20 protein-coding genes are annotated in these 21,240 nt (G+C 73.2%); 3 read left to right on the top strand and 17 right to left on the bottom strand.

Annotated elements, in window-relative coordinates; genetic code table 11:
- Nucleotides 1–5: 5 nt before the first annotated feature.
- Together MHW47_RS04850 and MHW47_RS04845 are read left to right on the top strand one after the other, a co-directional pair.
- Entirely contained in the window at nt 6–920 is a 915-nt protein-coding gene (locus MHW47_RS04850) for an ABC transporter ATP-binding protein (protein ID WP_239221362.1), read from the top strand.
- Nucleotides 917–2,542 carry an ABC transporter permease gene (locus tag MHW47_RS04845; protein ID WP_239221361.1) on the top strand — a complete coding sequence of 542 codons (1,626 nt, stop codon included), beginning with the start codon at nt 917–919 and terminating at the stop codon, nt 2,540–2,542. Before MHW47_RS04850 ends, MHW47_RS04845 begins: the two co-directional genes overlap by 4 nt.
- A gap of 101 nt (nt 2,543–2,643) precedes the next feature.
- On the opposite strand, the gene MHW47_RS04840 is transcribed toward MHW47_RS04845, so the two are convergent.
- From MHW47_RS04840 to MHW47_RS04770, 15 genes are all read right to left on the bottom strand, one after another.
- Nucleotides 2,644–3,867 carry a cytochrome P450 gene (locus MHW47_RS04840; protein WP_239221360.1) on the bottom strand — a complete coding sequence of 408 codons (1,224 nt, stop codon included), beginning with the start codon at nt 3,865–3,867 and terminating at the stop codon, nt 2,644–2,646.
- Nucleotides 3,868–4,008: 141 nt separating this feature from the next.
- Nucleotides 4,009–4,689, bottom strand: coding sequence for a response regulator transcription factor (locus MHW47_RS04835; protein ID WP_239221370.1), 681 nt, complete (start codon nt 4,687–4,689; stop codon nt 4,009–4,011).
- A 2-nt stretch (nt 4,690–4,691) separates the two neighbouring features.
- Complete coding sequence (locus tag MHW47_RS04830) at nt 4,692–6,017, bottom strand: sensor histidine kinase (RefSeq protein WP_239221359.1); 1,326 nt, start codon at nt 6,015–6,017, stop codon at nt 4,692–4,694.
- 106 nt (nt 6,018–6,123) lie between these two features.
- Nucleotides 6,124–6,999, bottom strand: coding sequence for a S9 family peptidase (locus MHW47_RS04825; protein ID WP_239221358.1), 876 nt, complete (start codon nt 6,997–6,999; stop codon nt 6,124–6,126).
- Between the two features lie 179 nt (nt 7,000–7,178).
- The gene (gene kynU, locus MHW47_RS04820) at nt 7,179–8,375 is read right to left on the bottom strand and encodes a kynureninase (protein ID WP_239221357.1); all 1,197 of its coding nucleotides are present in this window, start codon (nt 8,373–8,375) and stop codon (nt 7,179–7,181) included.
- Complete coding sequence (locus MHW47_RS04815) at nt 8,368–9,216, bottom strand: tryptophan 2,3-dioxygenase family protein (RefSeq protein WP_239221356.1); 849 nt, start codon at nt 9,214–9,216, stop codon at nt 8,368–8,370. Before MHW47_RS04815 ends, kynU begins: the two co-directional genes overlap by 8 nt.
- Nucleotides 9,217–9,567: 351 nt before the next feature.
- Nucleotides 9,568–9,981, bottom strand: coding sequence for a DUF3151 domain-containing protein (locus MHW47_RS04810; RefSeq protein WP_239221355.1), 414 nt, complete (start codon nt 9,979–9,981; stop codon nt 9,568–9,570).
- Nucleotides 9,982–10,011: 30 nt separating this feature from the next.
- Nucleotides 10,012–11,181 carry a MalY/PatB family protein gene (locus MHW47_RS04805; RefSeq protein ID WP_239221354.1) on the bottom strand — a complete coding sequence of 390 codons (1,170 nt, stop codon included), beginning with the start codon at nt 11,179–11,181 and terminating at the stop codon, nt 10,012–10,014.
- A gap of 93 nt (nt 11,182–11,274) precedes the next feature.
- Entirely contained in the window at nt 11,275–12,297 is a 1,023-nt protein-coding gene (gene fbaA, locus MHW47_RS04800; protein WP_239221353.1) for a class II fructose-bisphosphate aldolase, read from the bottom strand.
- 200 nt (nt 12,298–12,497) lie between these two features.
- Entirely contained in the window at nt 12,498–13,037 is a 540-nt protein-coding gene (gene pyrE / locus MHW47_RS04795; protein WP_239221352.1) for an orotate phosphoribosyltransferase, read from the bottom strand.
- 68 nt (nt 13,038–13,105) lie between these two features.
- Entirely contained in the window at nt 13,106–13,903 is a 798-nt protein-coding gene (locus tag MHW47_RS04790; protein WP_239221351.1) for an aldose 1-epimerase, read from the bottom strand.
- A 21-nt stretch (nt 13,904–13,924) separates the two neighbouring features.
- The gene (locus MHW47_RS04785) at nt 13,925–14,857 is read right to left on the bottom strand and encodes an SRPBCC domain-containing protein (protein WP_239221350.1); all 933 of its coding nucleotides are present in this window, start codon (nt 14,855–14,857) and stop codon (nt 13,925–13,927) included.
- 122 nt (nt 14,858–14,979) lie between these two features.
- Entirely contained in the window at nt 14,980–16,578 is a 1,599-nt protein-coding gene (locus MHW47_RS04780) for a polyamine aminopropyltransferase (protein WP_239221349.1), read from the bottom strand.
- Between the two features lie 84 nt (nt 16,579–16,662).
- Entirely contained in the window at nt 16,663–17,184 is a 522-nt protein-coding gene (locus MHW47_RS04775; RefSeq protein ID WP_239221348.1) for a DUF2617 family protein, read from the bottom strand.
- A 314-nt stretch (nt 17,185–17,498) separates the two neighbouring features.
- On the bottom strand, nt 17,499–17,801 hold the full coding sequence (locus MHW47_RS04770) for a hypothetical protein (protein ID WP_239221372.1): 303 nt from the start codon (nt 17,799–17,801) through the stop codon (nt 17,499–17,501).
- A gap of 136 nt (nt 17,802–17,937) precedes the next feature.
- On the opposite strand from MHW47_RS04770, the gene MHW47_RS04765 reads away from it, so the two are divergent.
- A complete protein-coding gene (locus tag MHW47_RS04765) occupies nt 17,938–19,116 on the top strand; it encodes a pyridoxal phosphate-dependent aminotransferase (protein WP_239221347.1) in 1,179 nt (392 codons plus the stop codon).
- Nucleotides 19,117–19,175: 59 nt separating this feature from the next.
- Here the strand turns inward: MHW47_RS04765 and MHW47_RS04760 are convergent, their stop codons facing one another.
- A complete protein-coding gene (locus MHW47_RS04760; protein ID WP_239221346.1) occupies nt 19,176–19,736 on the bottom strand; it encodes a YbjN domain-containing protein in 561 nt (186 codons plus the stop codon).
- Nucleotides 19,737–19,817: 81 nt separating this feature from the next.
- A complete protein-coding gene (locus tag MHW47_RS04755; protein WP_239221345.1) occupies nt 19,818–21,083 on the bottom strand; it encodes an MFS transporter in 1,266 nt (421 codons plus the stop codon).
- Nucleotides 21,084–21,240 lie beyond the last annotated feature (157 nt).

Genomic DNA, 21,240 nt, shown 5'->3' with positions numbered 1-21,240 from the left:
AAAGCATGACGAAGGCAATCTCCGTGGCCGGGCTGTGCAAGTCGTTCGGCCGGACGCAGGCGCTGGACGGTCTCGACCTGTCCGTCGAGACCGGTGAGGTCCACGGCTTCCTCGGGCCGAACGGCTCGGGAAAGTCCACCACCATCCGGGTGCTGCTCGGGCTGCTGAGACCGGACTCCGGTGCGGCCCGGCTGCTCGGCCGCGACCCCTGGCACGACGCGGTCGAACTCCACCGCCGTGTGGCCTACGTCCCCGGCGACGTCACGCTGTGGCGCAACCTCTCCGGCGGCGAGGTGATCGACCTGTTCGGGCGGCTGCGCGGCGGCCTGGACGAGACCCGGCGGGCGGAACTCGTCGACCGGTTCGAGCTCGACCCGTCCAAGAAGGGCCGGACGTACTCCAAGGGCAACCGGCAGAAGGTGGCCCTGGTCGCCGCCTTCGCCTCGGACGTCGATCTGCTGATCCTGGACGAGCCGACCAGCGGACTGGACCCGCTGATGGAGGAGGTCTTCCAGCACTGCGTGGCCGAGGAGCGCGAGCGCGGGCGTACGGTCCTGCTCTCCAGCCACATCCTGAGCGAGGTGGAGTCCCTCTGCGACCGGGTCAGCATCATCCGGCAGGGCCGGACGGTGGAGACCGGTTCGCTGACGGAGATGCGTCATCTGACGCGGACGAACATCAGCGCCGAGCTGATGCGCGCCCCGGACGGCCTGACCCGCCTCCCCGGCGTGCACGCCCTGGACATACAGGGGCTGCGGGTCTCGCTCCAGGTCGACACCGACCGGCTGGACGCCGTCCTCAGGGCGCTGTCCGCCTCCGGCGTCCGCTCCCTGACCAGCACCCCGCCCACGCTGGAGGAGCTCTTCCTCCGCCACTACGCGACGGACACCGCGCAGGCGGCGGAGGTGGTGACGCGATGACCGCCGTACCCCTGACCGCTGCGGCCGGTACACGCCGGCGGACCGGTGCCGGGCAGCTCGCCGGGACCTGGACGCTGCTGAGGCTCGCCCTGAGACGCGACCGGATCGTCATCCCCGTCTGGGTCCTCGTGCTCGGCGGGTCGTTCTCCTCCGTCGGGTCGTCCATCTCCTCGCTCTACGGGACGCCCGGACAGCGGGCCGAACTCGCCGCGTCGATGAACGGCAACAGCTCCGTGCGGGCGATGTACGGGCCCGTCTTCGACAATTCCGTGGGCGGGCTGGTCAGCTGGCGCATGCTGGCCTTCGGCGCCGCTCTGGCCGCCGTGATGAGCCTGGTCGTCGTCGTGCGGCACACCCGTGAGGAGGAGGAGACCGGCCGTCAGGAGATGCTGTCCTCCGCCATGGTCGGGCGCCGCGCCCCGCTGACCGCGGCCCTGCTCGCGGCCCTCGTCGCCCAGGTCGCCCTGTCCCTGGTGATCGTGGCCGGGATGACCGCCTCGGGTACGGGCGGCGCGGGGGCGGTGGCGCTCGCCTCCGCGGTCGCCGGGGTGGGTGTGCTGTTCGCCTGCACCGCCGCGATCGCCGCCCAGTTCACGGAGAGCGCGCGCCTGGCGAAGGGGCTCGCGGCGGCCGCGGTGGGCGCGGCATTCGTCCTGAAGGCCGCGGGCGACTCGGCGACGGACGACGGCTCCTCCGTCCTCACCTGGCTCTCCCCGCTCGGCTGGGCGGAGAACGTCCGGCCGTACGCGGACGAGCGGTGGTGGGTGCTGCTGCTGATCGTCGGGGCGGTGGTCGTACAGGCCGGCCTCGCGTACGCGCTCGCCGGGCGCCGGGACGTCGGCATGAGCTTCCTGGCGGCGCGGCCGGGGCCGGCCCGGGGTCGGATGTCGACCGCGTCGGCTCTCGCGTTCCGGCTGCAGCGCGGCGCACTCCTGGGGTGGACGGTGTCCTTCGCGGTGGTCGGCTTCGTCTTCGGCGGGCTGGCCGACGGGGCGGCGGACCTGGTCGGGGACAACGAGAAGGCCCGGGAGATCTTCGAGCGGATGGGTGGTCAGGCCGGCCTCACCGACGCGTTCCTGGCCTCGATGGTCTCCGTGCTCGGCATGATCGCGGCCCTGTACATCGCCGCGTCGGTCCTCCGGCTGCACGGGGAGGAGACCGCCGGGCGCGCGGAGCCGGTGCTCGCCTGCGCGACCGGACGGACCGGCTGGGCAGCCGGTCATCTGCTCATCGCCTTCGGCGGCGCGGCCCTGATCATGACTGCCGGCGGACTCGGTCTGGCCGCGGGATACGGACACGCGCCCGGGGCGGTGCTCGGCGCCTCGCTGGTGCAGCTGCCCGCGATCTGGCTGCTCGGCGGGATCACGGCCCTGCTGTACGGGGCGATACCGAAGGCGGCGCCCGCGAGCTGGGGCCTGGTGGGGGTGTGCCTGGCGCTCGGCTGGATCGGGCCCGCCCTGGACCTGCCGCAACCGGTGATGGACGTGTCGCCGTTCTCGCATCTGCCGAAGCTGCCGGGCGCGGGCATGGAATGGGGACCGGTAACGCTCCTCACCCTTCTGGCGGCGGCGCTGGTGGCCGGTGCGCTGGCGGCACTGCGCCGCCGTGACCTGCTGACCTGACCGGGCCCTCAGAGCTGAACGGCCGGGGCTGCACCGACGGGGCTGAACGGACGGGGCCGAGTGGGGCGGACGACGGGGTGGGCCGCCGTCCGCCCGTGGCCTTACACCTCGACCCGCAGCTCCTTGACGCCCCTGATGACGTAACCCGGATTCCACTCGGGTTCGGCGACCAGGCGCAGGCCGGGCGCCTTGCGCAGCAGCTCTCCGAAGGAGGCGGCCAGCTCGACGCGGGCCAGCGGGGCCCCCAGGCAGAAGTGGATACCGGCGCCGAAGGTGATGTGCGGGTTCTCCCGCCGGGCGAGGTCGAGCGTGTCCGGGTCCGCGAAGCGGGCCGGGTCGCGGTTGGCGGAGCCGAAGAGCAGCGCCACCTCGGAGCCCCGGGGAATGACCGTGCCGTCGATCTCGATGTCGTCCAGGACCCAGCGCTCGAACATCTGGAGAGGGGTGTCGTATCGCATCAGTTCTTCCAGCGCCGTGGGCAGCAGCCCGTGATCGGCGCGCAGGGCGGCCAGCTGTTCGGGGTGGCGCAGCAGCGTCCACCAGCCGTTGACCGTGGTGTTGACCGTCGCCTCGTGCCCGGCGTTCAGGAGGAGGACACAGGTGGAGATCATTTCCTGCTCGGTCAGGCGCTCGCCCTCGTCGTGAGCGGCGACCAGGGCCGAGATGAGATCGGGGCCGGGGTTGGTCCGGCGCTCGGCGATCAGCTCCCGCAGATACGCGGAGAACTCGACGGAGGCGCGGACGGCGGCGCGGGCGGTCTCCTCGGACGGGTTGAGCTCGAACATCCCGCAGATCGCGGCGGACCAGGGCCGCAGCGGGGCCCGGTCGGCCTCTGGGATGCCGAGCATCTCGGCGATCACGGCGACGGGCAGCGGCTCGGCGACGGCCGCGAGCAGGTCGCCCCCGCCCTGCTCGACGAACGAGTCGACGAGCCCGGCGGCCAGCCGCTGGACGGTGGGGACGAGCTGTTCCACGGTGCGCGGGGTGAACGCCTTGGAGACCAGGCGCCGGATGCGGGTGTGGTCCGGCGGTTCGAGGTCCAGCAGGCCCTGGCCGTTGAGCGTGTCGAACGGCTCGTGCTCGGGGGGTGGCGGCGTCCTGCCGAACTCCTCGTGCGTGAACCGGTGGAGGTAGGTGCGCCCCAGCCGCCGGTCGCGCAGCAGGGCCGACACGTCGGCGTAGTGCGGGACGAGCCACTGGTCGGTGGCCTCGAAGTAGTGCGCCCGACCGGTGGCCCGCAGCTCGGCGTAGGCGGGGTAGGGATCGGCGACGAACGCCGCTGACCAGGGGTCGAACGGTGCGGGGGAGGTGGTGGGCTGTTCCATGACCCGACGCTAACCGGCCACTCCGGGCCGGGCCAGCCCCGGTGCGCGGGGCTGCGGCCGGCCGCACGACGCGCGGGGCCGCCGCCGGGGTGGCGGGCGCGGGGGTGCCGGGCGCCGGGGTGCCGGGCGCCGGTACGGGGTTCAGGAAGGGGTGACCAAGCGGGCCTCGTAGGCGAAGACGGCGGCCTGGGTGCGGTCGCGGAGGCCGAGCTTGACCAGGATGCGGCTCACATGGGTCTTGATCGTGGACTCGGCGACGACCAGGTGCCCGGCGATCTCCGCGTTGGACAGGCCCTGGGCGATGAGGACGAGCACCTCCGTCTCGCGCTCGGTCAGGTCGCCGACCCGGGCCAGGGCCGGGGGCCGGGGAGCCGCGGCCAGCTTCGAGAACTCGGTGATCAGGCGCCGGGTGACGGTGGGGGCCAGGAGCGCCTCGCCGGAGGCGACCACCCGTACGCCGTCCGCGAGCTGACGGGCCGACGCGTCCTTGAGGAGGAAGCCGGAGGCGCCCGCGCGCAGGGCCTGGTAGACGTACTCGTCGAGGTCGAAGGTGGTGAGGACCAGGACCTTCGCGTCCTCGTCGGCGGCGACGATCTCGCGGGTCGCCTCGATGCCGTTGAGCTCCGGCATCCGGATGTCCATCAGGACCACGTCGGGGCGGAGTGCGGCGACCTGGGAGACCGCCTCGCGGCCGTTCACCGCCTCGCCGACGACCTCGATGCCCGGCATGGCGTTGAGCAGCACGGAGAAGCCCTCGCGGACCATCATCTGGTCGTCGACGATCAGGACCCGGATCGGCGGGGCCGGGGGCGGCGGTGTCATCGTCATGCCTGCTCTCCGAAAGCAGCGGACGGCCCGACCGGTGCCCCCGACTCGGCCCGCTGGGCCGGGATGAAGGCGGTGACCTCGTAACCGCCCTCCGCGGTGGCCTCGGCGGTCATCTCCCCGTTCAGCATGGCGACCCGCTCCCGCATCCCGGTGATCCCGTGGCCGGCCCCCGGCGACGGCTTCACCGGACCGGTCGGCGGCCCGTTCACGACGCGCAGGCCCAGGCCGCCGAGGACGTAGCCGATCTCCACCCGCGCGGTGGCGCCCGGCGCGTGGCGCAGGCTGTTGCTGAGGGCCTCCTGGATGATCCGGTAGGCCGACAGCTCGACGCCCTGCGGCAGTTCGCGCACCGCGCCGGTCACCGCCTTCTCGGTCACCAGACCGGCCTCGCCGACGTTGGCGAGCAACCGGTCCAGGTCGGCGAGGGTGGGCTGCGGGGCGTCCGGGGCCTCGTAGTCGTCCGCCCGGACGACGCCGAGCACCCGGCGCAGTTCGGTGAGCGCGGCCACGGCGTTCTCCCGGATCGTGACGAAGGCCTGCTCCAGCTCCGGCGGCGGGTTCTCCACCCGGTACGGGGCGGCCTCGGCCTGGATGGCGACGACGGACATGTGGTGGGCCACCACGTCGTGGAGTTCGCGGGCGATCGTGGTGCGCTCCTCCAGCAGCGTGCGCCGGTCGCGTTCGACCGCGGTCACGGTGCGCTGCACGGTGACCTCGCGCTGCGCCTCGCGCCGGACCTGGACCAGGCTCACCACCAGCAGCGCGAACGCCGAGGCCACCGCCACGCCCGCGGTGTTCGGGCCGCCGGCGCCGCCGGTCAGCGCGCCTTCCACGACGAGCCCCAGCAGCAGCGTGAGCACCCACATCCAGGCGGCGGTCCGCGGCCGGGTCCTCGCCGCGACGACGAACAGCACCACCAGGTGGGAGATGAAGGTGCTCGGCTCCCACGGCTCGTCGCCGCCGCCCACGATCACGCCCACCGGCACCAGCGCCATGGACATCCAGAACGCTCCGACCGGCCTGATCAGCGTCATCGCCACGCAGACGGCGGGGAGCAGCCCGGCCAGCAGGACGCCGCCGTTGCCCGCGGTGGTGAAGCCCGCCAGGAACGTGATCAGTGCCGCGCCCAGGACCGCCGCGTGCGGGGCCCACGCCACCCGGGCGGCGAGGGCCGCCGGCAGCCGCCGGGTCAGCGGTCCGTCCATGCGCATCGGCCCCATCGGCCGGTAGGCGAAGGCGTCCCGGAAGAGGTCCTGCCGCAGGTCCTCGATGGCGCCCGCGGCGTGCTGGAGTTCCGGGCTTCTGGTCTTGGTCTCGGTCACGCGTTCCACGGTAGGCGGGGCCCCGGACGGGGTCGTCCGCAGCGATGCGGATTTCCGGGCATCCGTCGCAAGTACTACATGCGGGCCGCAAGTGGCCCCTGCCCGCCTACCAGGCGAGCTGGGCGATCTCCTCCGCGACCACGGCGCACGCGTCGGCGGCCGGGTCGATGAGCGGGAAATGGCCGACGTCCGGCAGCAGCGTCAGCCCCACCGTCTCGCCCTCCTTCGCCGCCGCGTCCACGAACGCCTCGGAGACGGCCGACGGCACCGTCAGGTCCGTGGTGCCCTGGACGACGACGGTCGCGATGCCGGTGGGCAGCAGCCGCGCCGGGTCGGCGTACGCGCTCCGCTCGGCGAAGTCCGACTCGGGTCCGAGGAGCTGCCCGACCGCACCCGAGCACACGTCGAGCGCGACCGCCGACGCGAAGTCCGCGATCGGCGCAAGCGCCACCACCCCGCGCAGCGCGGGCGGCCCAGACAGCCGCCACGGCGATCCCTCCGGCAGCACGTGCCGGGCGGCGGCCCACAGCGCCAGTTGCCCGCCCGCGGAGTGCCCGGTGACGACCGTCCGGCGGGGGTCCGCCGCCGGCAGCTCCCGCGCCAGCAGCGCCGGCAGCGCGTCCATCGCGGCGGCCACGTCGTCGAAGGTCTCCGGCCAGCGGCCCGCGACCGGACCGGTCCCCCGCTGCTGCGGAAGTTCGCTGCCGCGCCGGTACTCGACGCTGGCCACGGCGAATCCGCGCCGGGCCAGGAAGTCCGCGAACGGCGACACGTGCGCCCGGTCGTACGGGGCCCGCCACGCGCCGCCGTGCAGCACCACCACGACGGGCACGCCGGTGCGGCCCCCGCGCGGGGCGTAGAAGTCGATCACCTGGTCCGGATGGGGGCCGTAGGCGGCGGACGCGTCGGGCGCGACGGCCGGATGGGAGAAGGCCGATTCGGTCTCGGCGGCGTCCCGCTCGCGCGCGGCAGAATCCGACATCCTGCTCCACCCTCCCTGTGCCCGGGTTCCCGGCCCAACTGGCCTGACCTGCGGGGACGGTACCAGTACGGCGGACGGCCGCACGCACCGGGAATCGGCACCCGGCGACGCCCGCGCAGAACGCCGCACGACGCCGTCCGGTGACCGGGGCGAGCCGGTCACCGGACGGATGCGGCAGCCTACGCCGCCACGGCGCCCAGAACGTCGGCGAGCACCCGCGCCGCGCGTTCCGTGTCCGCGAACCCCACGTACAGCGGTGTGAAACCGAACCGCAGCACGTCGGGGCGGCGCAGGTCCCCGACCACGCCGCGCGCGATCAGCTCGGCCATCACCGGCTCCGCGTCCTCGCACCGCAGCGCGACCTGGCTGCCCCGTTCCGCGTGGGCGGCCGGGGTCACCGAGGTCACCCGGCCCTCGGGGGCGTACGCCTCGACGCACTCCAGGAAGAAGTCCGTCAGCGCCAGGGACTTGGCCCGGACCGCGTCGATCCGGACCCCGTCCCACACGTCGAGCGACGCCTCCAGGGCCAGCATGGACAGGATGTCCGGCGTGCCGACCCGGCCCCTGACCGCGCCCGGGGCCGGGGTGTAGCCGGGCGTCATCGCGAACGGGTCGGCGTGCGACGTCCACCCCGGCAGTGGCGAGTCGAACGCCGCCTGATGGCGCTCGGCGACGTACAGGTACGCGGGCGAGCCGGGGCCGCCGTTGAGGTACTTGTACGTGCAGCCCACCGCCAGGTCCACGCCGTGCTCGTCCAGGCCCACGGGGAGCGCGCCCGCGCTGTGGCACAGGTCCCAGACGGCGAGCGCTCCCGCGCCCCGCACCGCGGCCGTGAGGCCCGGCAGGTCGTGCAGCCGGCCCGAGCGGTAGTCGACGTGGTTGAGCAGCACGGCGGCGGTCCGCGGACCGACCGTGTCCGGCACGTCGGCGGGGGCGACCGGGACGATGCGGTGGCCGGTCATCCGGGCGGCCGAGGCCGCGATGTAGCCGTCCGTGGGGAACGTCCGCGCGTCGACCAGGATCTCGTCGCGGCCCTCCGGCGCCAGCCGGGTCGCGGCGACGAGGGCCTTGAAGACGTTCACGCTCGTGGAGTCCCCGACGACGATCTGCCCGGCCGCCGCCCCGACGATCGGGGCGATGCGGTCGCCGACGCGCTCCGGCGCCGTCCACCAGCCGCTCTCGTCCCACGACCGGATGCGCAGCTCGCCCCACTCGCGGGTGAGGACCTCCTGCATCCGGGCGGGCACGTGGCGCGGCAGCGCGCCGAGCGAGTTGCCGTCCAGGTAGACGGTGTCATCGAGGGTGAACCGTTCGCGCAGGGGTGCCAGCGCGTCCTCGGTGTCGAGCGCCAGTGCGCGCTCTCGCAGGTCAGACATGGCTGCGGGCCGTCCACAGCTCGGGGAACACGTTCTTCGTGGCCCGCTTCTCCAGCCAGGCCACGCCCGCCGAGCCGCCGGTGCCGGTCTTGGAGCCCATGGCCCGCCGGGTCGCGAGCAGGTGGTCGTTGCGCCATCGCCACACCAGCTCGCCGACATCGGTCAGCACCTCGCCGAGGCGGACCAGCTCGTCGTTCTGGTCCGGGTTGGCGTAGATCTCCGCCCACACGGCCTCGACCTCGGGCGACGGCTCGTACTTCCGGGTCAGGTCCCGGCCGAGCACGGCCTCCGGGATCGCGTGGCCGCGCCGGGCGAGCAGCGCCAGGGCCTCGTCGTACAGGCTCGGCTCCGCGAGTGCCTTCTCCAGCTCGGCGTGGACCCGGGGCGCGCCCCGGTGCGGCACCAGCATGGACGCGGACTTGTCGCCGAGCAGGAACTCCATCCGCCGGTACATCGCCGACTGGAAACCGGAACCCTCGCCGAGCGAGGACCGGTAGGAGTTGAACTGGGCGGGGGTGAGCTGGGCGAGCGGCGTCCAGGAGGCGTTCAGGGCCTCCAACTCGCGCAGGGACCGCTTCAGGGCGTCCTGCGCGACATCCAGCCGGTCCTCGCGCATCGCGTGCGCGGCGGTCTCCCACTCATGGACGATGACGGTGAACCACAGCTCCATGACCTGGGTGGTGACCAGGAAGACCATCTCGCCGGGATCGTCCGAGCGGAGGTGCTGGAGGTGGGTCAGGACATCCGCCTGGACGTAGTCCTCGTACGGAGTCTTGCCCTCGAAGTCGAGGTGCGGGGTCGCCGCACCGGTGGCTTCGGGGTCGGGGTGAATCGTCGACATCGCTGTCTCCTCGACACGAGCTTCCGGGTAGCGGTCCGCCCCTTCCCTGCGGAAGTGGAGCCCCGGTCCCCTGTTCGCATCCTAGGGCCTGTCCGGCGGATCAGGGTCGGGTAGGGCGTGGCGTCTGGTGCGGTGCAGCGCAAGGCGCCGGAGCGGCCTGACAGCGGAGCTGTCCGGGCGTTTCGGCAACGCGGCGAGGTGCCGTGCCAGGCGTCGCGACCCCGGCCATGATCCGCCGGACAGGCCCTAGACTCCGCCCCCCCGGGCGCACGCAGGCCCCGCGGCCGCGGTTGCGGCGGTGCGGGGCCTGCGGTACGCGAGGGGCCGGCCGAGGGCGCCTCGGAGCGGTCTCTAGCCGAGGGTTTCGGCAGCGGTCGGCGAGGAGTCGCGCAGGAACGTCGAGCAGCGCTCGTACTCCTCCTGCTCACCGATGGCCTGCGCGGCCCGCGCCAGGGCGTGCAGGGCGCGCAGGAAGCCGCGGTTCGGCTCGTGCTCGAACGGCACTGGGCCGTGGCCCTTCCAGCCGGACCGGCGCAGCGCGTCGAGGCCCCGGTGGTAGCCGGTCCTGGCGTAGGCGTACGACTCGATGACCCGGCCGCTCTCGAACGCCTCGTCGGCGAGCTGCGCCCAGGCCAGCGAGGAGGTCGGGTACTTCGCGGCGACGTCGGCGGGCGCCGTGCCGGCGGCGAGCAGCTCACGCGGCTCCGGGTCGTCGGGCAGGTGGGTCGGGGGCGGGCCCCCGAGGAGGTTCTCGTGGATCGACATGCTCCCAGTGTGCCTGGCCCGGCCGCCCCATCAAGCCCCCCGCCCGGCCACCGCCTCCACCCCCCGGATCAGCGCCGCGAGCCCCGCCTCCACCTTGCCGCGCGGGCATCCCACGTTCAGCCGGACGAAGCCGTCCGCCCCGTAGGTGCTGCCGGGCATCACGGCGACGCGTTCCCGCTCGATCAGCACGCGTTGCAACGCCTCGTCGTCGCGGACGCCGGCACGCCGCAGATCGATCCAGGCCAGGTATCCGGCCTGCGGCGGCTCCCACTCCAGGGCGGGGAACGCGGCGTTCAGCCGCTCGGCGACCAGGGCGAGGTTCCCGGCGACGTACGCGCGTGCCGCGTCCAGCCAGGGCCCGCCCTCCCGGTAGGCGGCGATGTGCGCGGTCAGCGAGAGCACCGCCGGAGAGGCGAGGCCCTCCGCCGTCTCCATCCGGCGCAGGTACTCGGTCCGGTCCTCCGGCCGGCCGATGATCCCGTACGAGCCGGTCAGGGCGGGGAAGTTGAACGACTTCGAGGCCGAGGTGACAAGCGCCCAGCGGCCGTCACCGGCGACCCTGGTCCACGGCACGTGCGGGCGTCCGCCGTGCACGAAGTCCGCGTGGATCTCGTCGCTGATCACGGCGACTCCGTGGCGCGCGGCGAGCGCGGCCATGCCGGCCAGCTCCGCCTCCGTCCACACCCTCCCGGACGGGTTGTGCGGGGAGCACACCACGAGGACCGTGCTGTCCGGGCGGGCGAGTTCCCGCTCCAGCGCCTCGGTGTCGCCCAGCGGCACCCCGCGCAGCTCCCGCCCGAGTCCCGTGATCGCCTTGCGGAACCCGTCGTACGTGGGGGTGTGCACGACCACGCCGTCCCCCTCGGCCGTCCACATCTGGAGCAGCTGGGAGAGCTGGCTGAGCACGGACGGCCCGTAGACCAGCCGTCCGGTGTCGATCTCGGTGTCGTACCGGGTCGCGTACCAGTGCGCGACGGCCGACCGGAAGTCGCCCAGGCGCCAGTCCGTGTAGCCGAAGACGCCGTGGTCGATCCGGGCCCGGAGGGCGGCCAGAACCTCGGGGGCGGTCGCGAAGTCCATGTCGGAGATGGTGAACGGCAGCAGCCCGTCCACCCCGAAGCGGTCCGCGACGCCGTCCCACTGGACGCACCACGTGCCCCGGCGGTCGATCACGGTGTCGAAGTCGTAGGACGTGCTCACAGCTCTCCCTCGGGTCGGGCGTACCGCGTCCGGGCATGCCGTGGGCCCGGCACCCCGAGGGGTGACGGGCCCACGCCACACATCCGTACGGAACTACTTCAGCTTGGTGCCGGTGGAGCGCAGGTTGGCGCACGCCTCCGTGACCCGCTTGGCCATGCCGCCCTCGGCGGACTTGCCCCAGCTGCGCGGGTCGTAGACCTTCTTGTTGCCGACCTCGCCGTCGACCTTCAGCACGCCGTCGTAGTTGCGGAACACGTGGTCCACGATCGGGCGGGTGAAGGCGTACTGGGTGTCGGTGTCGAGGTTCATCTTCACGACGCCGTTCTCCAGCGCGGTGGTGATCTCCTCGGCGGTGGAGCCGGAGCCGCCGTGGAAGACGAAGTCGAACGGGGAGCTCTTGCCGTACTTGGCGCCGACGCCCTCCTGGAGGTCCTTGAGGAGCTCCGGACGCAGGACGACGTTGCCCGGCTTGTAGACGCCGTGGACGTTGCCGAAGGAGGCGGCCAGCAGGTAGCGGCCCTTCTCGCCCAGGCCCAGCGCCTCGGCGGTGCGCAGCGCGTCGTCGACGGTGGTGTACAGCTCGTCGTTGATCTCGTGGGTGACGCCGTCCTCCTCGCCGCCGGTCGGGGTGATCTCGACCTCAAGGATGATCTTGGCGGCGGCGGCCTTGGCCAGCAGCTCCTGGCCGATGGCCAGGTTGTCGGCCAGCGTCTCGGCCGAACCGTCCCACATGTGCGACTGGAACAGCGGGTTCAGGCCCTTGGCGACGCGCTCGGCGGAGATGTCGAGCAGCGGGCGGACGTAGCCGTCCAGCTTGTCCTTGGGGCAGTGGTCGGTGTGCAGCGCGACGGTGACGTCGTACTTGGCGGCGACGATGTGCGCGAACTCGGCGAGGGCGACGGCACCCGTGACCATGTCCTTGTTGTACTGGCCGCCCAGGAACTCCGCGCCGCCGGTCGAGATCTGCACGATGCCGTCGCTCTCGGCCTCCGCGAAGCCGCGCAGGGCGGCGTGCAGGGTCTGGGTCGACGTCACGTTGATGGCCGGGTAGGCGAACTTGCCTGCCTTCGCCCGGTCGAGCATCTCGGCGTATGCCTCGGGGGTTGCGATGGGCATCTGTCCGCTCCTTGGGATGTGCGGGTGTGCGTTGCTAGGTCCCTGACCTGGGGGCGACGTCATCGTCGCCCCCATCTTCCCAGACTCTGCTTCCGGCTCCACCCGGCGGTGCCCCCGGCGAGGGCGGCACACGCCCACGGACATACGACAAAGGCGGCCGGTTTCACGTGAAACCGACCGCCTCGGGGCAAACCCGCAGGTCATCCCAGGTCGAGATCCGGGACGGTGTAGGCGTGGATGTACGGGAGGCCCGCCTCGGCGATGGCGGGGGCGGCACCGCGCTCCACGATCACGGCCACCGCGACCACCTCGCCACCGGCCTCGCGCACCGCCTCGACGGCCGTCAGCGGCGAGCCGCCGGTGGTCGAGGTGTCCTCGACCACGAGGCAGCGCCGGCCCTTGACGTCCGTGCCCTCGATGCGGCGCTGCATCCCATGGGTCTTCTGCGCCTTGCGGACGACGAAGGCGTCCAGCTCCTGGCCGCGGGCGGCGGAGGCGTACAGCATCGACAGGGCGACCGGGTCGGCGCCGAGGGTCAGACCGCCCACGCAGTCGTAGTCCAGCTCCGCCGTCGCGTCGAGCATGACCTGACCGACCATCGGAGCGGCCTTGCCGTCCAGCGTGATGCGGCGCAGATCGATGTACCAGTCGGCCTCCAGGCCGGAGGAGAGGGTCACCTTGCCGTGGACCACGGCCTTGTCCTTGATCTGCTGGAGCAGCTCAGCACGTACGTCAGTCATGGCTACGAGGATAAGGTGCCGCCTCCGGCCCGCCGGTGTCCGTACTCAGCGCCGGCACCAGCTCCAGCTCAGAGCCGGCGCCAGCTCCACGTGGTGGCGATCTCCAGCGGCTCGATCGGGGTGACGTAGCGGGGGTCGGTGTTCAGCCCGTTCGGCGGGCCGGACTGCGGCTCCACGCAGACCGCCTCGTCCTGCTCGTCGTAGATCACCACCCACTCGGAGCGGCTCTTGACGGTCAGCTCCAGCCGCTGCGGCCAGGTGAGGGTGACGTCGACACCGTCCGGCATCCCGAAGCAGTCGTCCCACGGTCCGGGCCGGGGCGGAATCCGGCGGCCGGTCGGCAGGTGGTCCTCGCCGCGCTCCTCCTGCCAGGCCGCGTCGAAGTCGATCCTGACCTCTTCCCCGGTGTCCAGACGGCGGCGGAACCACGGGTGCCAGCCGGCCTGCGCCGGGAAGGAGTCGCCGTACGTCTCGATGCCGAAGGCGAGCGTGAGGGAGTCCTCGGCCAGCTCGAAGGTCTGGGTCACCCGGCCCGGGTACGGCCAGGGGTCGGCCAGGTCGTAGTAGAACGACGCCTGCGTCCCGCTCGCCAGCGCGGTGTGCCAGGCCGTGTCGCGTCCGGTGCCGTGGATCGCGTGCGGCGGGGCGTTCAGCGGCAGCTGGTGGAGGACGCCGCCGTCCCGGAACCGCCCGTTCGCGGTCCGGCCGCACCACGGCACCATCGGGAAGCAGCCGTACCGCTCCCCCTGCCGCAACAGCTCGGTACCGCCGATCCGCAGGCTGCTGATCCGGCAGCCGTTGACGGGGTTCACGGTCAACTCTGTGTCGCCGACGGAGAGCCGGACGTCCTTTTCGCTACTGCTCACGGAACGACCCTACTGGCGCCGCTACCTCCGGCGCCGCAAAGCCCGGCTCACCACCACCGCCGACGCGAGGGCCAGCACCGCCGCCGGGGCGACCCAGCGCAGCGCGGCACCCGCCCCGCCCGCCTCCGGCGAGGGCACCGGGGCGTACCGGCCGCGCGGCGGCGCGTGGTCGACCTCCTCCGCGCTGCGGCCGATCATGGTGCGCCGGGCGTGGGCGGCCTCGGCGGGAGGCTCGTCCGGAACGGTGAACTCGATCCCGGCGACCGGGTCCAGCGACGACGGCGGAATGGGCGCGTCGAACAGCGACTCACGCTCCGGCGCCTCCTCGGCGGCCTCCTCGAGAGCCTCCTCCACGGCCTCGCCGACCGCCGCCTCCTCCGCCGTCCCGGCCGACGATCCGGCCGCTGATCCGACCTGCCCCGAACCCGCCGGCCCCGGTCCAGCAGGCCCCGGTCCGGCCGCAGGCCCCTCCGGTCCGTCCGCCCCGTCCTCGCTCCGGGCGGCCAGGGACTCCGTCACGAGCTGCTGCGCGAAGCGGTCCAGCAGGCGGTGGGCCGCGGCCAGCGCCGCCGCCGGTTCGAGGTCCCGCAGGCGGCCCTCACCGGTCACCGCGGAGTCGAAGGCGACCGACGTGCCCTCGGCGCCCTCCGTCAGCCGGAGGGTCATCCTCAGCCGCGCCGAACCGTCGCCCCGCGCCTCCGTGCCCTCGCCCTCCACCCGGACGGTGTGGACGGATTCCACGTCCGGGTCGCCCGGCAGCGGGGTGAGGCGCAGCGTGCCCCGGTAGGTGATGGTGTGGCCGCCGGCCCGGACTCTGAGCCGGCCCGTCAGCGGGCCCGACGACGCGTCGGCGTCCTGCTGGAACCCCGGTACGCAGCGGGCGACCCGGACGGGATCGTCCAGCGTCCGCCGCAGGGCCGGGACCGGAACCGGTACGAACACCTCATGCTCCATGGGAACCGAGCCTACTCAGCCTCGGCCGACACGTCAGCGCTTCCGCACCCCGGCCGTCCCCCCGGAGCATCCCGCACCCGCACCGCACCCCGGCCGCCCCCCGGAGCATCCCGCACCGCACCTCACCGCTCCTCCCAGTAGCGGGGGTGCACCAGCGTGGACGGGGCGAGCCCGGGCGGCCGGCCCGTCTCCGCCCGGCGCCCCGCGTCCAGCAGCCCCGGCACGGTCAGCGAACGCAGCGCCGGCCCGTCCGGGTCCAGGCCGAGGGTGGGCCTGGCCGCCGCCCCGGCCAGCAGGAACCCCCAGCCGCGGTCCCCGCCCGAGTCGTCCTTCGCCCGGCCGGTGCGCACCGCGAAGCCCGAGATGCGCCCGCTGATCCGATAGGGGCGCGGATGCAGCCCGGCCGCCCGGATCGACGCGTCGACCGTCCAGAACGTGTGCGGCCGGCCCCTGGGCGGACCCGCGTGCACCACCAGCCGCCCGTCCGGCGCGAGGGCCTCGGCGACCAGGCCGTAGAACTCCGCCGAGTAGAGCTTGGTGCCGGCGGAGATCCCGGGGTCGGGCAGGTCGGAGACCACCACGTCGTAGCGGCCGCGGGCGGCCCGCAGCCAGTTGAAGGCGTCCGCGGTCACCGTCGTCACGCGGGGGTCGTCCAGCGCGTGGTCGTTCAGGGCGGAGAGCGCGTGGTCCGTACGGGCCAGTCGGGTGACGGCCGGGTCCAGCTCCACGAGGGTCACGCTCCGCACGTCCGGGTAGCGCAGCACCTCCCGGGCGGCCAGCCCGTCGCCGCCGCCCAGGATCAGCACCCTGGCGTGCGCCCCGTTCATCGCCGGGTGCACCAGCGCCTCGTGGTAGCGGTACTCGTCGCGGGAGCTGACCCGCAGCCGCCCGTCCAGATAGAGGTCCAGGGAGCCGCGGCCCGCCCCGGTCAGCACGACCTCCTGCACGTCCGTCCGCACGGCGACCCGGACCTGGTCCCCGAAGACCGCGCGCCGCGCCGCCCGCTCGAAGTCGTCGGCCAGCACGGCCGCCGCCGCCAGCACGGCGATCACCGTCACGTTGGCGGCGATCAGCAGCCACCGCGCGCGGCGCGGCACGTCCCGCCGGAACACCCACAGCACGAGCGCCCCGCCCGCCGCCGCGTTCACCGCGCCGGTCAGCAGGGCCCCGGTGAGCTGGCCGAGCATCGGCAGCAGCAGGAACGGGAAGGCCAGGCCGCCGACGAGCGCCCCCACGTAGTCCGCGGCGAAGAGATCGGCGACGGCCCCGTCCGCGTCCTGCCGGTCCACCCGCTGGATCAGCGTCATCAGCAGCGGGATCTCGGCACCGATCAGGATGCCGATGGTCAGCGAGAACCCGACCAGCGTGTACTGCGACTCGCCGAACCAGGCGAACGACGCGTAGAGCACCAGCGCCGAGAAGCCCCCCACCAGGGCGAGCGCCGCCTCGATCAGCCCGAAGCCCACCGCGGCCCGGCCGCGCAAACGTTTCGCGAGCAGGGAGCCGATCCCCATCGCGAACACCATCACCGAGAGCACGACGGACGCCTGGGTGACCGAGTCGCCGATCAGGTAGGAGGCCAGCGCGACGAGCTCCAGCTCGTACACCAGTCCACAGGCGGCGCAGACGAAGACGGCGGCCAGCACGAGATAGCGACCGGTCCGCGGTCGGACGGGTAGCCGCGCCGCGCCCCCTCGCAGCGACACCTGCTGGTCGATCATGCGGCGAACGCTACGTGACTCACCGCTTACACCACGTCACCCACAAGGGTGCAAGCGGCGCACCCGAGGCGCAGTCGGCAGACGTCACAGCGCCGCCGCCGGCATCCGCACGCCCACCCGCGTGCGCGTCACGACGAGGCGGCCCTCCTGCGGGTAGGCGTGCCAGGTCCGCCACCGCACCTGGCCCTCGGTGCACTGGGCGAGCATGGCTGTGAAGGCGTGCGGGCTGCCCGGGAACGTACCGGCCAGGCCGTGCGGGTGGTCGGCCACGAGAGCGAGCAGCTCCTGGGCCCGGCCGGCGAACGAGCCGGCGCCCAGCGTCTCGACGCGCGCCGCGAACTCGTACTCCCAGTCACCGATCCGCTTGGCGACGCCCAGCGGCAGCGGGGTGCTGCTGCCGGGGATACAGGCGACGGTCTCGGAACAGCTGCCGCGCTCCTCCTCCAGGAGGACCTGGTGGGAGGCGCCGAGCAGCCGCAACTGCATCGTCGCACCGGCGAGTTCGAGGTCGAGGACGGCCAGGGCGGGGAGCGGTTCGCGCCCCAGCGCCCAGGCCAGGTCGGCGGCCCGCGTATCGGAATAGGCGGTATGAAGGGTCGTGAGCATGGATCGGCTCCGCAAACACGCATGGACACATGGACAGGGGACGCCCCCGCGTGGTGCGCGTGGGAGGTGGGAAGCGCCCGATCAGGTCCAACTGGGGTCCGAGGGCTGAATGTTCTCTCCACCGAGGGAATCACGAACCACGGCGCACCCACAGCGTTTTTGCCCAACTTGGCGGCGTTTCCAGCCCCCTCGGGGGGCCGTCCGCTCAGGTGTTCACCGAAGACCCGCCGGAGACCTCAACAAAACGGAACCCGGCGGGACTTGGCGCACGCGCCACTGTCCCGCCGGGTCACTCGCGGACCAACTGCCCCGTGTCAGCTGCCTCCGCCGCATCCGCCCCCGCCGCCGCAGGAGGACCCGCCGCCGCACGAGGAGCCCCCGCCGCAGGAGTGGCCGCCCCAGGAATGCCCGCCACCGGAATGGCCGCCGCCCCCGCACGACGAACCCCCGTCGCCGCCGCCGCCGGCCCACCAGCTGCCCCCGGCCGCCGAGCCGCCCGCCGTACCGCGCCTCCTGCTGCGCGCGGGCGCACGCCCCCGTCCGCCGGCCCCCGCCAGCATCGCGACGAGCACCACGACCAGTACGACCAGAATCACCCCGACCAGCACACCGCCCATGACCTCACGTCCTTCCGTCCCCCGAAGCGAGGCCCCCCGCTCCGCGCCCGTTCCGGCGTGAGGGGGAGATGCCCGGGCCCGCGCACCGCCAAAGCAGACTTGAGCAAGTCCAGAGCTTGCGCGCAGGATGGCGGCCATGACACACGGACGACCGCTGCTCAACCGCCGCCTCACCGAGTTCGGCACGACGATCTTCGCGGAGATGTCCGCGCTGGCCGTCCGTACCGGAGCCATCAACCTGGGCCAGGGCTTCCCGGACACCGACGGCCCCGGGGAGATCCGCGAGGCCGCGGCCCGCGCCCTGCGCGCCGGCCGGGGGAACCAGTACCCGCCGGGCCCCGGTGTCCCCGAACTGCGTACCGCGATCACCGACCACCAGCAGCGGCGCTACGGCCTGGCGTACGACCCCGACAGCGAGGTCCTGGTCACCACCGGCGCCACCGAGGCCGTCGCCGCCTCGCTCCTGGCGCTCCTGGAGCCCGGCGACGAGGTCATCGCGCTGGAGCCGTACTACGACTCGTACGCGGCCTGCATCGCCATGGCGGGCGCCACGCGCGTACCCGTCACCCTGCGTCCCGACCCCTCCGGCGGCGTCTACCGGCTGGACCTGGACGAACTGCGCGCGGCGGTCACGCGCCGTACCCGGCTGCTGCTGATCAACACCCCGCACAACCCCACCGGCACCGTACTCAGCCGGGAGGAGCTGGCCGCGATCGCCGACCTGGCGTGCGAGCACGACCTGCTCGTCGTCACGGACGAGGTCTACGAGCACCTGGTCTTCGAGGGCGAGCACCTGCCGCTCGCGGGCTTCCCCGGCATGCGCGAGCGCACCCTCACCATCTCGTCCGCCGGCAAGACCTTCTCGTACACCGGCTGGAAGATCGGCTGGGTCACCGGCAGCCCCGAGCTGGTCACGGCCGTCCGCTCCGCGAAGCAGTTCCTGACCTACGTCTCCGGCGGCCCCCTCCAGTACGCCGTCGCCGAGGCGCTGCGGCTGCCGGACCGCTTCTACGAGGAGCTGCGGGAGGACCTGCGCGCCAAGCGGGACCTGCTGTGCGCGGGGCTCGCGGAGGCCGGTTTCGCGGTGTACCGCCCGGCCGGCACGTACTTCGTCACCACCGACATCCGCCCGCTCGACTCGTCCGGTGACGGCATCGCCTTCTGCCGGGCGCTGCCGGAACGGTGCGGGGTGGTGGCCGTCCCCAACGCCGTGTTCTACGACCACCGGGAGCAGGGCGCGCCCTTCGTCCGCTTCGCCTTCTGCAAGCGGACTGACGTGCTCGGTGACGCCGTCGCCCGGCTCAAGCGGCTCTGACACACGACGAGGCCCGGCGCGGGGCTCCCCGCGCCGGGCCTCTCGTCATACCTGCGGCGTCAGGCCTGCTCCGTGCCCTCGGCGCCCTCAGCGGCCTTCTCCTCGGCCGGTGTCAGGCCCAGGCGCTCCAGCAGCCACTTGTCGAACTCGATGGAGGCGCGCACCCAGCTGACCGTCGAGGAGACGAAGTGCTCCAGGGAGACGCCGGTGCCGATGAGCATCTGCGCCTCACCGATCAGCCGGACCGACGGACCGGTCTCCTCCGAGCCCTCCTCGGGCTCGTGGGTGTGCGTGTAGACCTTGGGCCACAGGGTGCGGCGGTTCCAGTCGTCGATCGCGTCGAGCAGGACCGGACGCAGATCCGTGTCGTGCGGGCGGTCGTAGAACGTGCGGACCGAGAAGACCTGCTGCTCGCCCTCGCCGCGGAACATGAAGTACGTGCGGAATTCCTCCCACGGCGCGGCGAGGTCGCCCTCGTCGTCGACGACGTACTTCAGCTCCATCTGGTCCAGCAGCTGCTTGACGAGGTCCTGGTCGGGGACGACGGGGCCCGTAGGTCCTGCCGCCGGCGGTCCGGGCTGGGCCCCGAAGTTGGGAATCGAGGACGGGTCGATAGACATCGCTGGTACTCCTGTGGATCTCGTGGTTTCCTGCCGACGACCCTAGCCGCGTTTGGCCGCCGAGGCGTAGACCGCCCGGGCCTACGCCTTTCCGGGAAGCATCTCGGCTCCGGTGCCCCGGGCCCGTGCCCAGGCCCCGGCGGCCAGCACGGCGCAGCCCACCCCGAGCAGCCCGGAGGCCCCGATGGTGTTCGCCGATGACCCGGTCAGCTCGGTGATGGCGCCCCCGGAGGCCACGCCGACGCCCTGCATGGCGATCATCCCGGACCGGGCGAGCCCCAGGGCCTGGCCCCGCCGGTCGGCCGGGGTCAGCAGGACGAAGGTGGCCCCGGCGGTGATCTGGTACGCCGAGCAGACCCCGGCGAGGAGCAGCAGCAGCATCGCCACTTCCGCGCTGGGATCGAGCAGGTAGGCGACCAGCGGCACATTCGCGGCGACTGCCAGCGGGCCGAGCAGCCGGCGCCGGGTCTCGTCGCCCACCTCCGACCGCCCCAGCAGGGCCGCCCCCAGCACCATGCCCGCCGGGTGCGAGGCGAGCAGCAGCCCCACCGTGTACGCCCCGCCGCCGGCCTCGTCCGCGAACGGGGCGGCCAGCCCCTCCGGCAGGACGATGAAGCCCGCGAGCCAGCCCAGCAGGAGCAGCGAGCGGAGTCTGCGGTCCGACCAGATGAGGGCGGCGGCGTCGCCGACGCGGGCGCCGAGCTTCGCCGTGCGGGCCTCGTCGCTCGTCACCGGGCGGGCCTTCACCCCGAACCGGATGAGCGCCGCGGAGAGCAGGAAGGTCGCCGCGTTCACCGCCAGCGAGCGGTTGCTGCCCAGCCAGGCGGCGAGCAGCCCGCCCCCGGCGAAGCCGACCAGCTGCCCGACCTGGTGGGTGATCTGCATGATCCGCTGGCCCCGCTCGTAGCGTGCGACGCCGAGCACGGTGGGCAGCATGGCGCCCTGGGCGGCGCCGAACGGCGCCTCGGCCAGTTGCGCCAGCACCAGCAGTCCGGCGAGGAGCGGCAGCGGCATCCCCGGCAGCGCCATCAGCCCGACCAGCACCATCCGGGTCAGGTCGCAGCTCACCATGACCGTGCGCCGGGGGAACCGGTCCGCGAGGCCGGAGAGCAGCACCCCGGACACCAGGGCCGGCAGCGTGGTCAGGGCATAGGTGGCCGCGGTCCATCCCGGTGATTCCGTGCGCTCGAAAACGAGCAACGACAACGCCACGCGGGCCAGCTGGTCGCCCAGGATCGACTGAGCATAAGCGGCCCAAAGGGTACGGAATTCACCGAGCTGAAAGAGACTGTCAGAGCCGGGCTTCTTGGGCCCGTCGTTTATCTCGTCGCCTATCCGCTCGTTCATGCGGGCACGCTACCGGCCAGTCTTTCCGACTTCTAACCCCCGTCGCAGGAGGGTTGCCGCAGGTGAAGTGAGGTGTCCTGTTTACGTGCCCGGCCGGGTCCTGGCGAACGGGCCGCGCCTCCCGAACTCCCTTGCCAGAGGCGGTGCGCAGGGGCCG

It is taken from the genome of Streptomyces sp. OfavH-34-F (assembly GCF_022347745.1).
In the GTDB taxonomy this organism is placed as follows: Bacteria; Actinomycetota; Actinomycetes; order Streptomycetales; family Streptomycetaceae; genus Streptomyces.
This window is presented reverse-complemented; position numbering and strand designations above follow the sequence as displayed.

Bases quoted from the DNA above. Each gene is read 5' to 3' on its own strand.
- MHW47_RS04780 (WP_239221349.1), bottom strand. From the start codon at position 16,578: ATGATCGACCAGCAGGTGTCGCTGCGAGGGGGCGCGGCGCGGCTACCC.
- MHW47_RS04850 (WP_239221362.1), top strand. From the start codon at position 6: ATGACGAAGGCAATCTCCGTGGCCGGGCTGTGCAAGTCGTTCGGCCGG.
- MHW47_RS04840 (WP_239221360.1), bottom strand. From the start codon at position 3,867: ATGGAACAGCCCACCACCTCCCCCGCACCGTTCGACCCCTGGTCAGCG.
- MHW47_RS04835 (WP_239221370.1), bottom strand. From the start codon at position 4,689: ATGACACCGCCGCCCCCGGCCCCGCCGATCCGGGTCCTGATCGTCGAC.
- MHW47_RS04775 (WP_239221348.1), bottom strand. From the start codon at position 17,184: ATGCTCACGACCCTTCATACCGCCTATTCCGATACGCGGGCCGCCGAC.
- MHW47_RS04785 (WP_239221350.1), bottom strand. From the start codon at position 14,857: ATGGAGCATGAGGTGTTCGTACCGGTTCCGGTCCCGGCCCTGCGGCGG.
- MHW47_RS04825 (WP_239221358.1), bottom strand. From the start codon at position 6,999: ATGTCGGATTCTGCCGCGCGCGAGCGGGACGCCGCCGAGACCGAATCG.
- kynU (WP_239221357.1), bottom strand. From the start codon at position 8,375: ATGTCTGACCTGCGAGAGCGCGCACTGGCGCTCGACACCGAGGACGCG.
- MHW47_RS04815 (WP_239221356.1), bottom strand. From the start codon at position 9,216: ATGTCGACGATTCACCCCGACCCCGAAGCCACCGGTGCGGCGACCCCG.
- MHW47_RS04765 (WP_239221347.1), top strand. From the start codon at position 17,938: ATGACACACGGACGACCGCTGCTCAACCGCCGCCTCACCGAGTTCGGC.
- MHW47_RS04755 (WP_239221345.1), bottom strand. From the start codon at position 21,083: ATGAACGAGCGGATAGGCGACGAGATAAACGACGGGCCCAAGAAGCCC.
- MHW47_RS04845 (WP_239221361.1), top strand. From the start codon at position 917: ATGACCGCCGTACCCCTGACCGCTGCGGCCGGTACACGCCGGCGGACC.
- fbaA (WP_239221353.1), bottom strand. From the start codon at position 12,297: ATGCCCATCGCAACCCCCGAGGCATACGCCGAGATGCTCGACCGGGCG.
- MHW47_RS04810 (WP_239221355.1), bottom strand. From the start codon at position 9,981: ATGTCGATCCACGAGAACCTCCTCGGGGGCCCGCCCCCGACCCACCTG.
- MHW47_RS04760 (WP_239221346.1), bottom strand. From the start codon at position 19,736: ATGTCTATCGACCCGTCCTCGATTCCCAACTTCGGGGCCCAGCCCGGA.
- pyrE (WP_239221352.1), bottom strand. From the start codon at position 13,037: ATGACTGACGTACGTGCTGAGCTGCTCCAGCAGATCAAGGACAAGGCC.
- MHW47_RS04770 (WP_239221372.1), bottom strand. From the start codon at position 17,801: ATGGGCGGTGTGCTGGTCGGGGTGATTCTGGTCGTACTGGTCGTGGTG.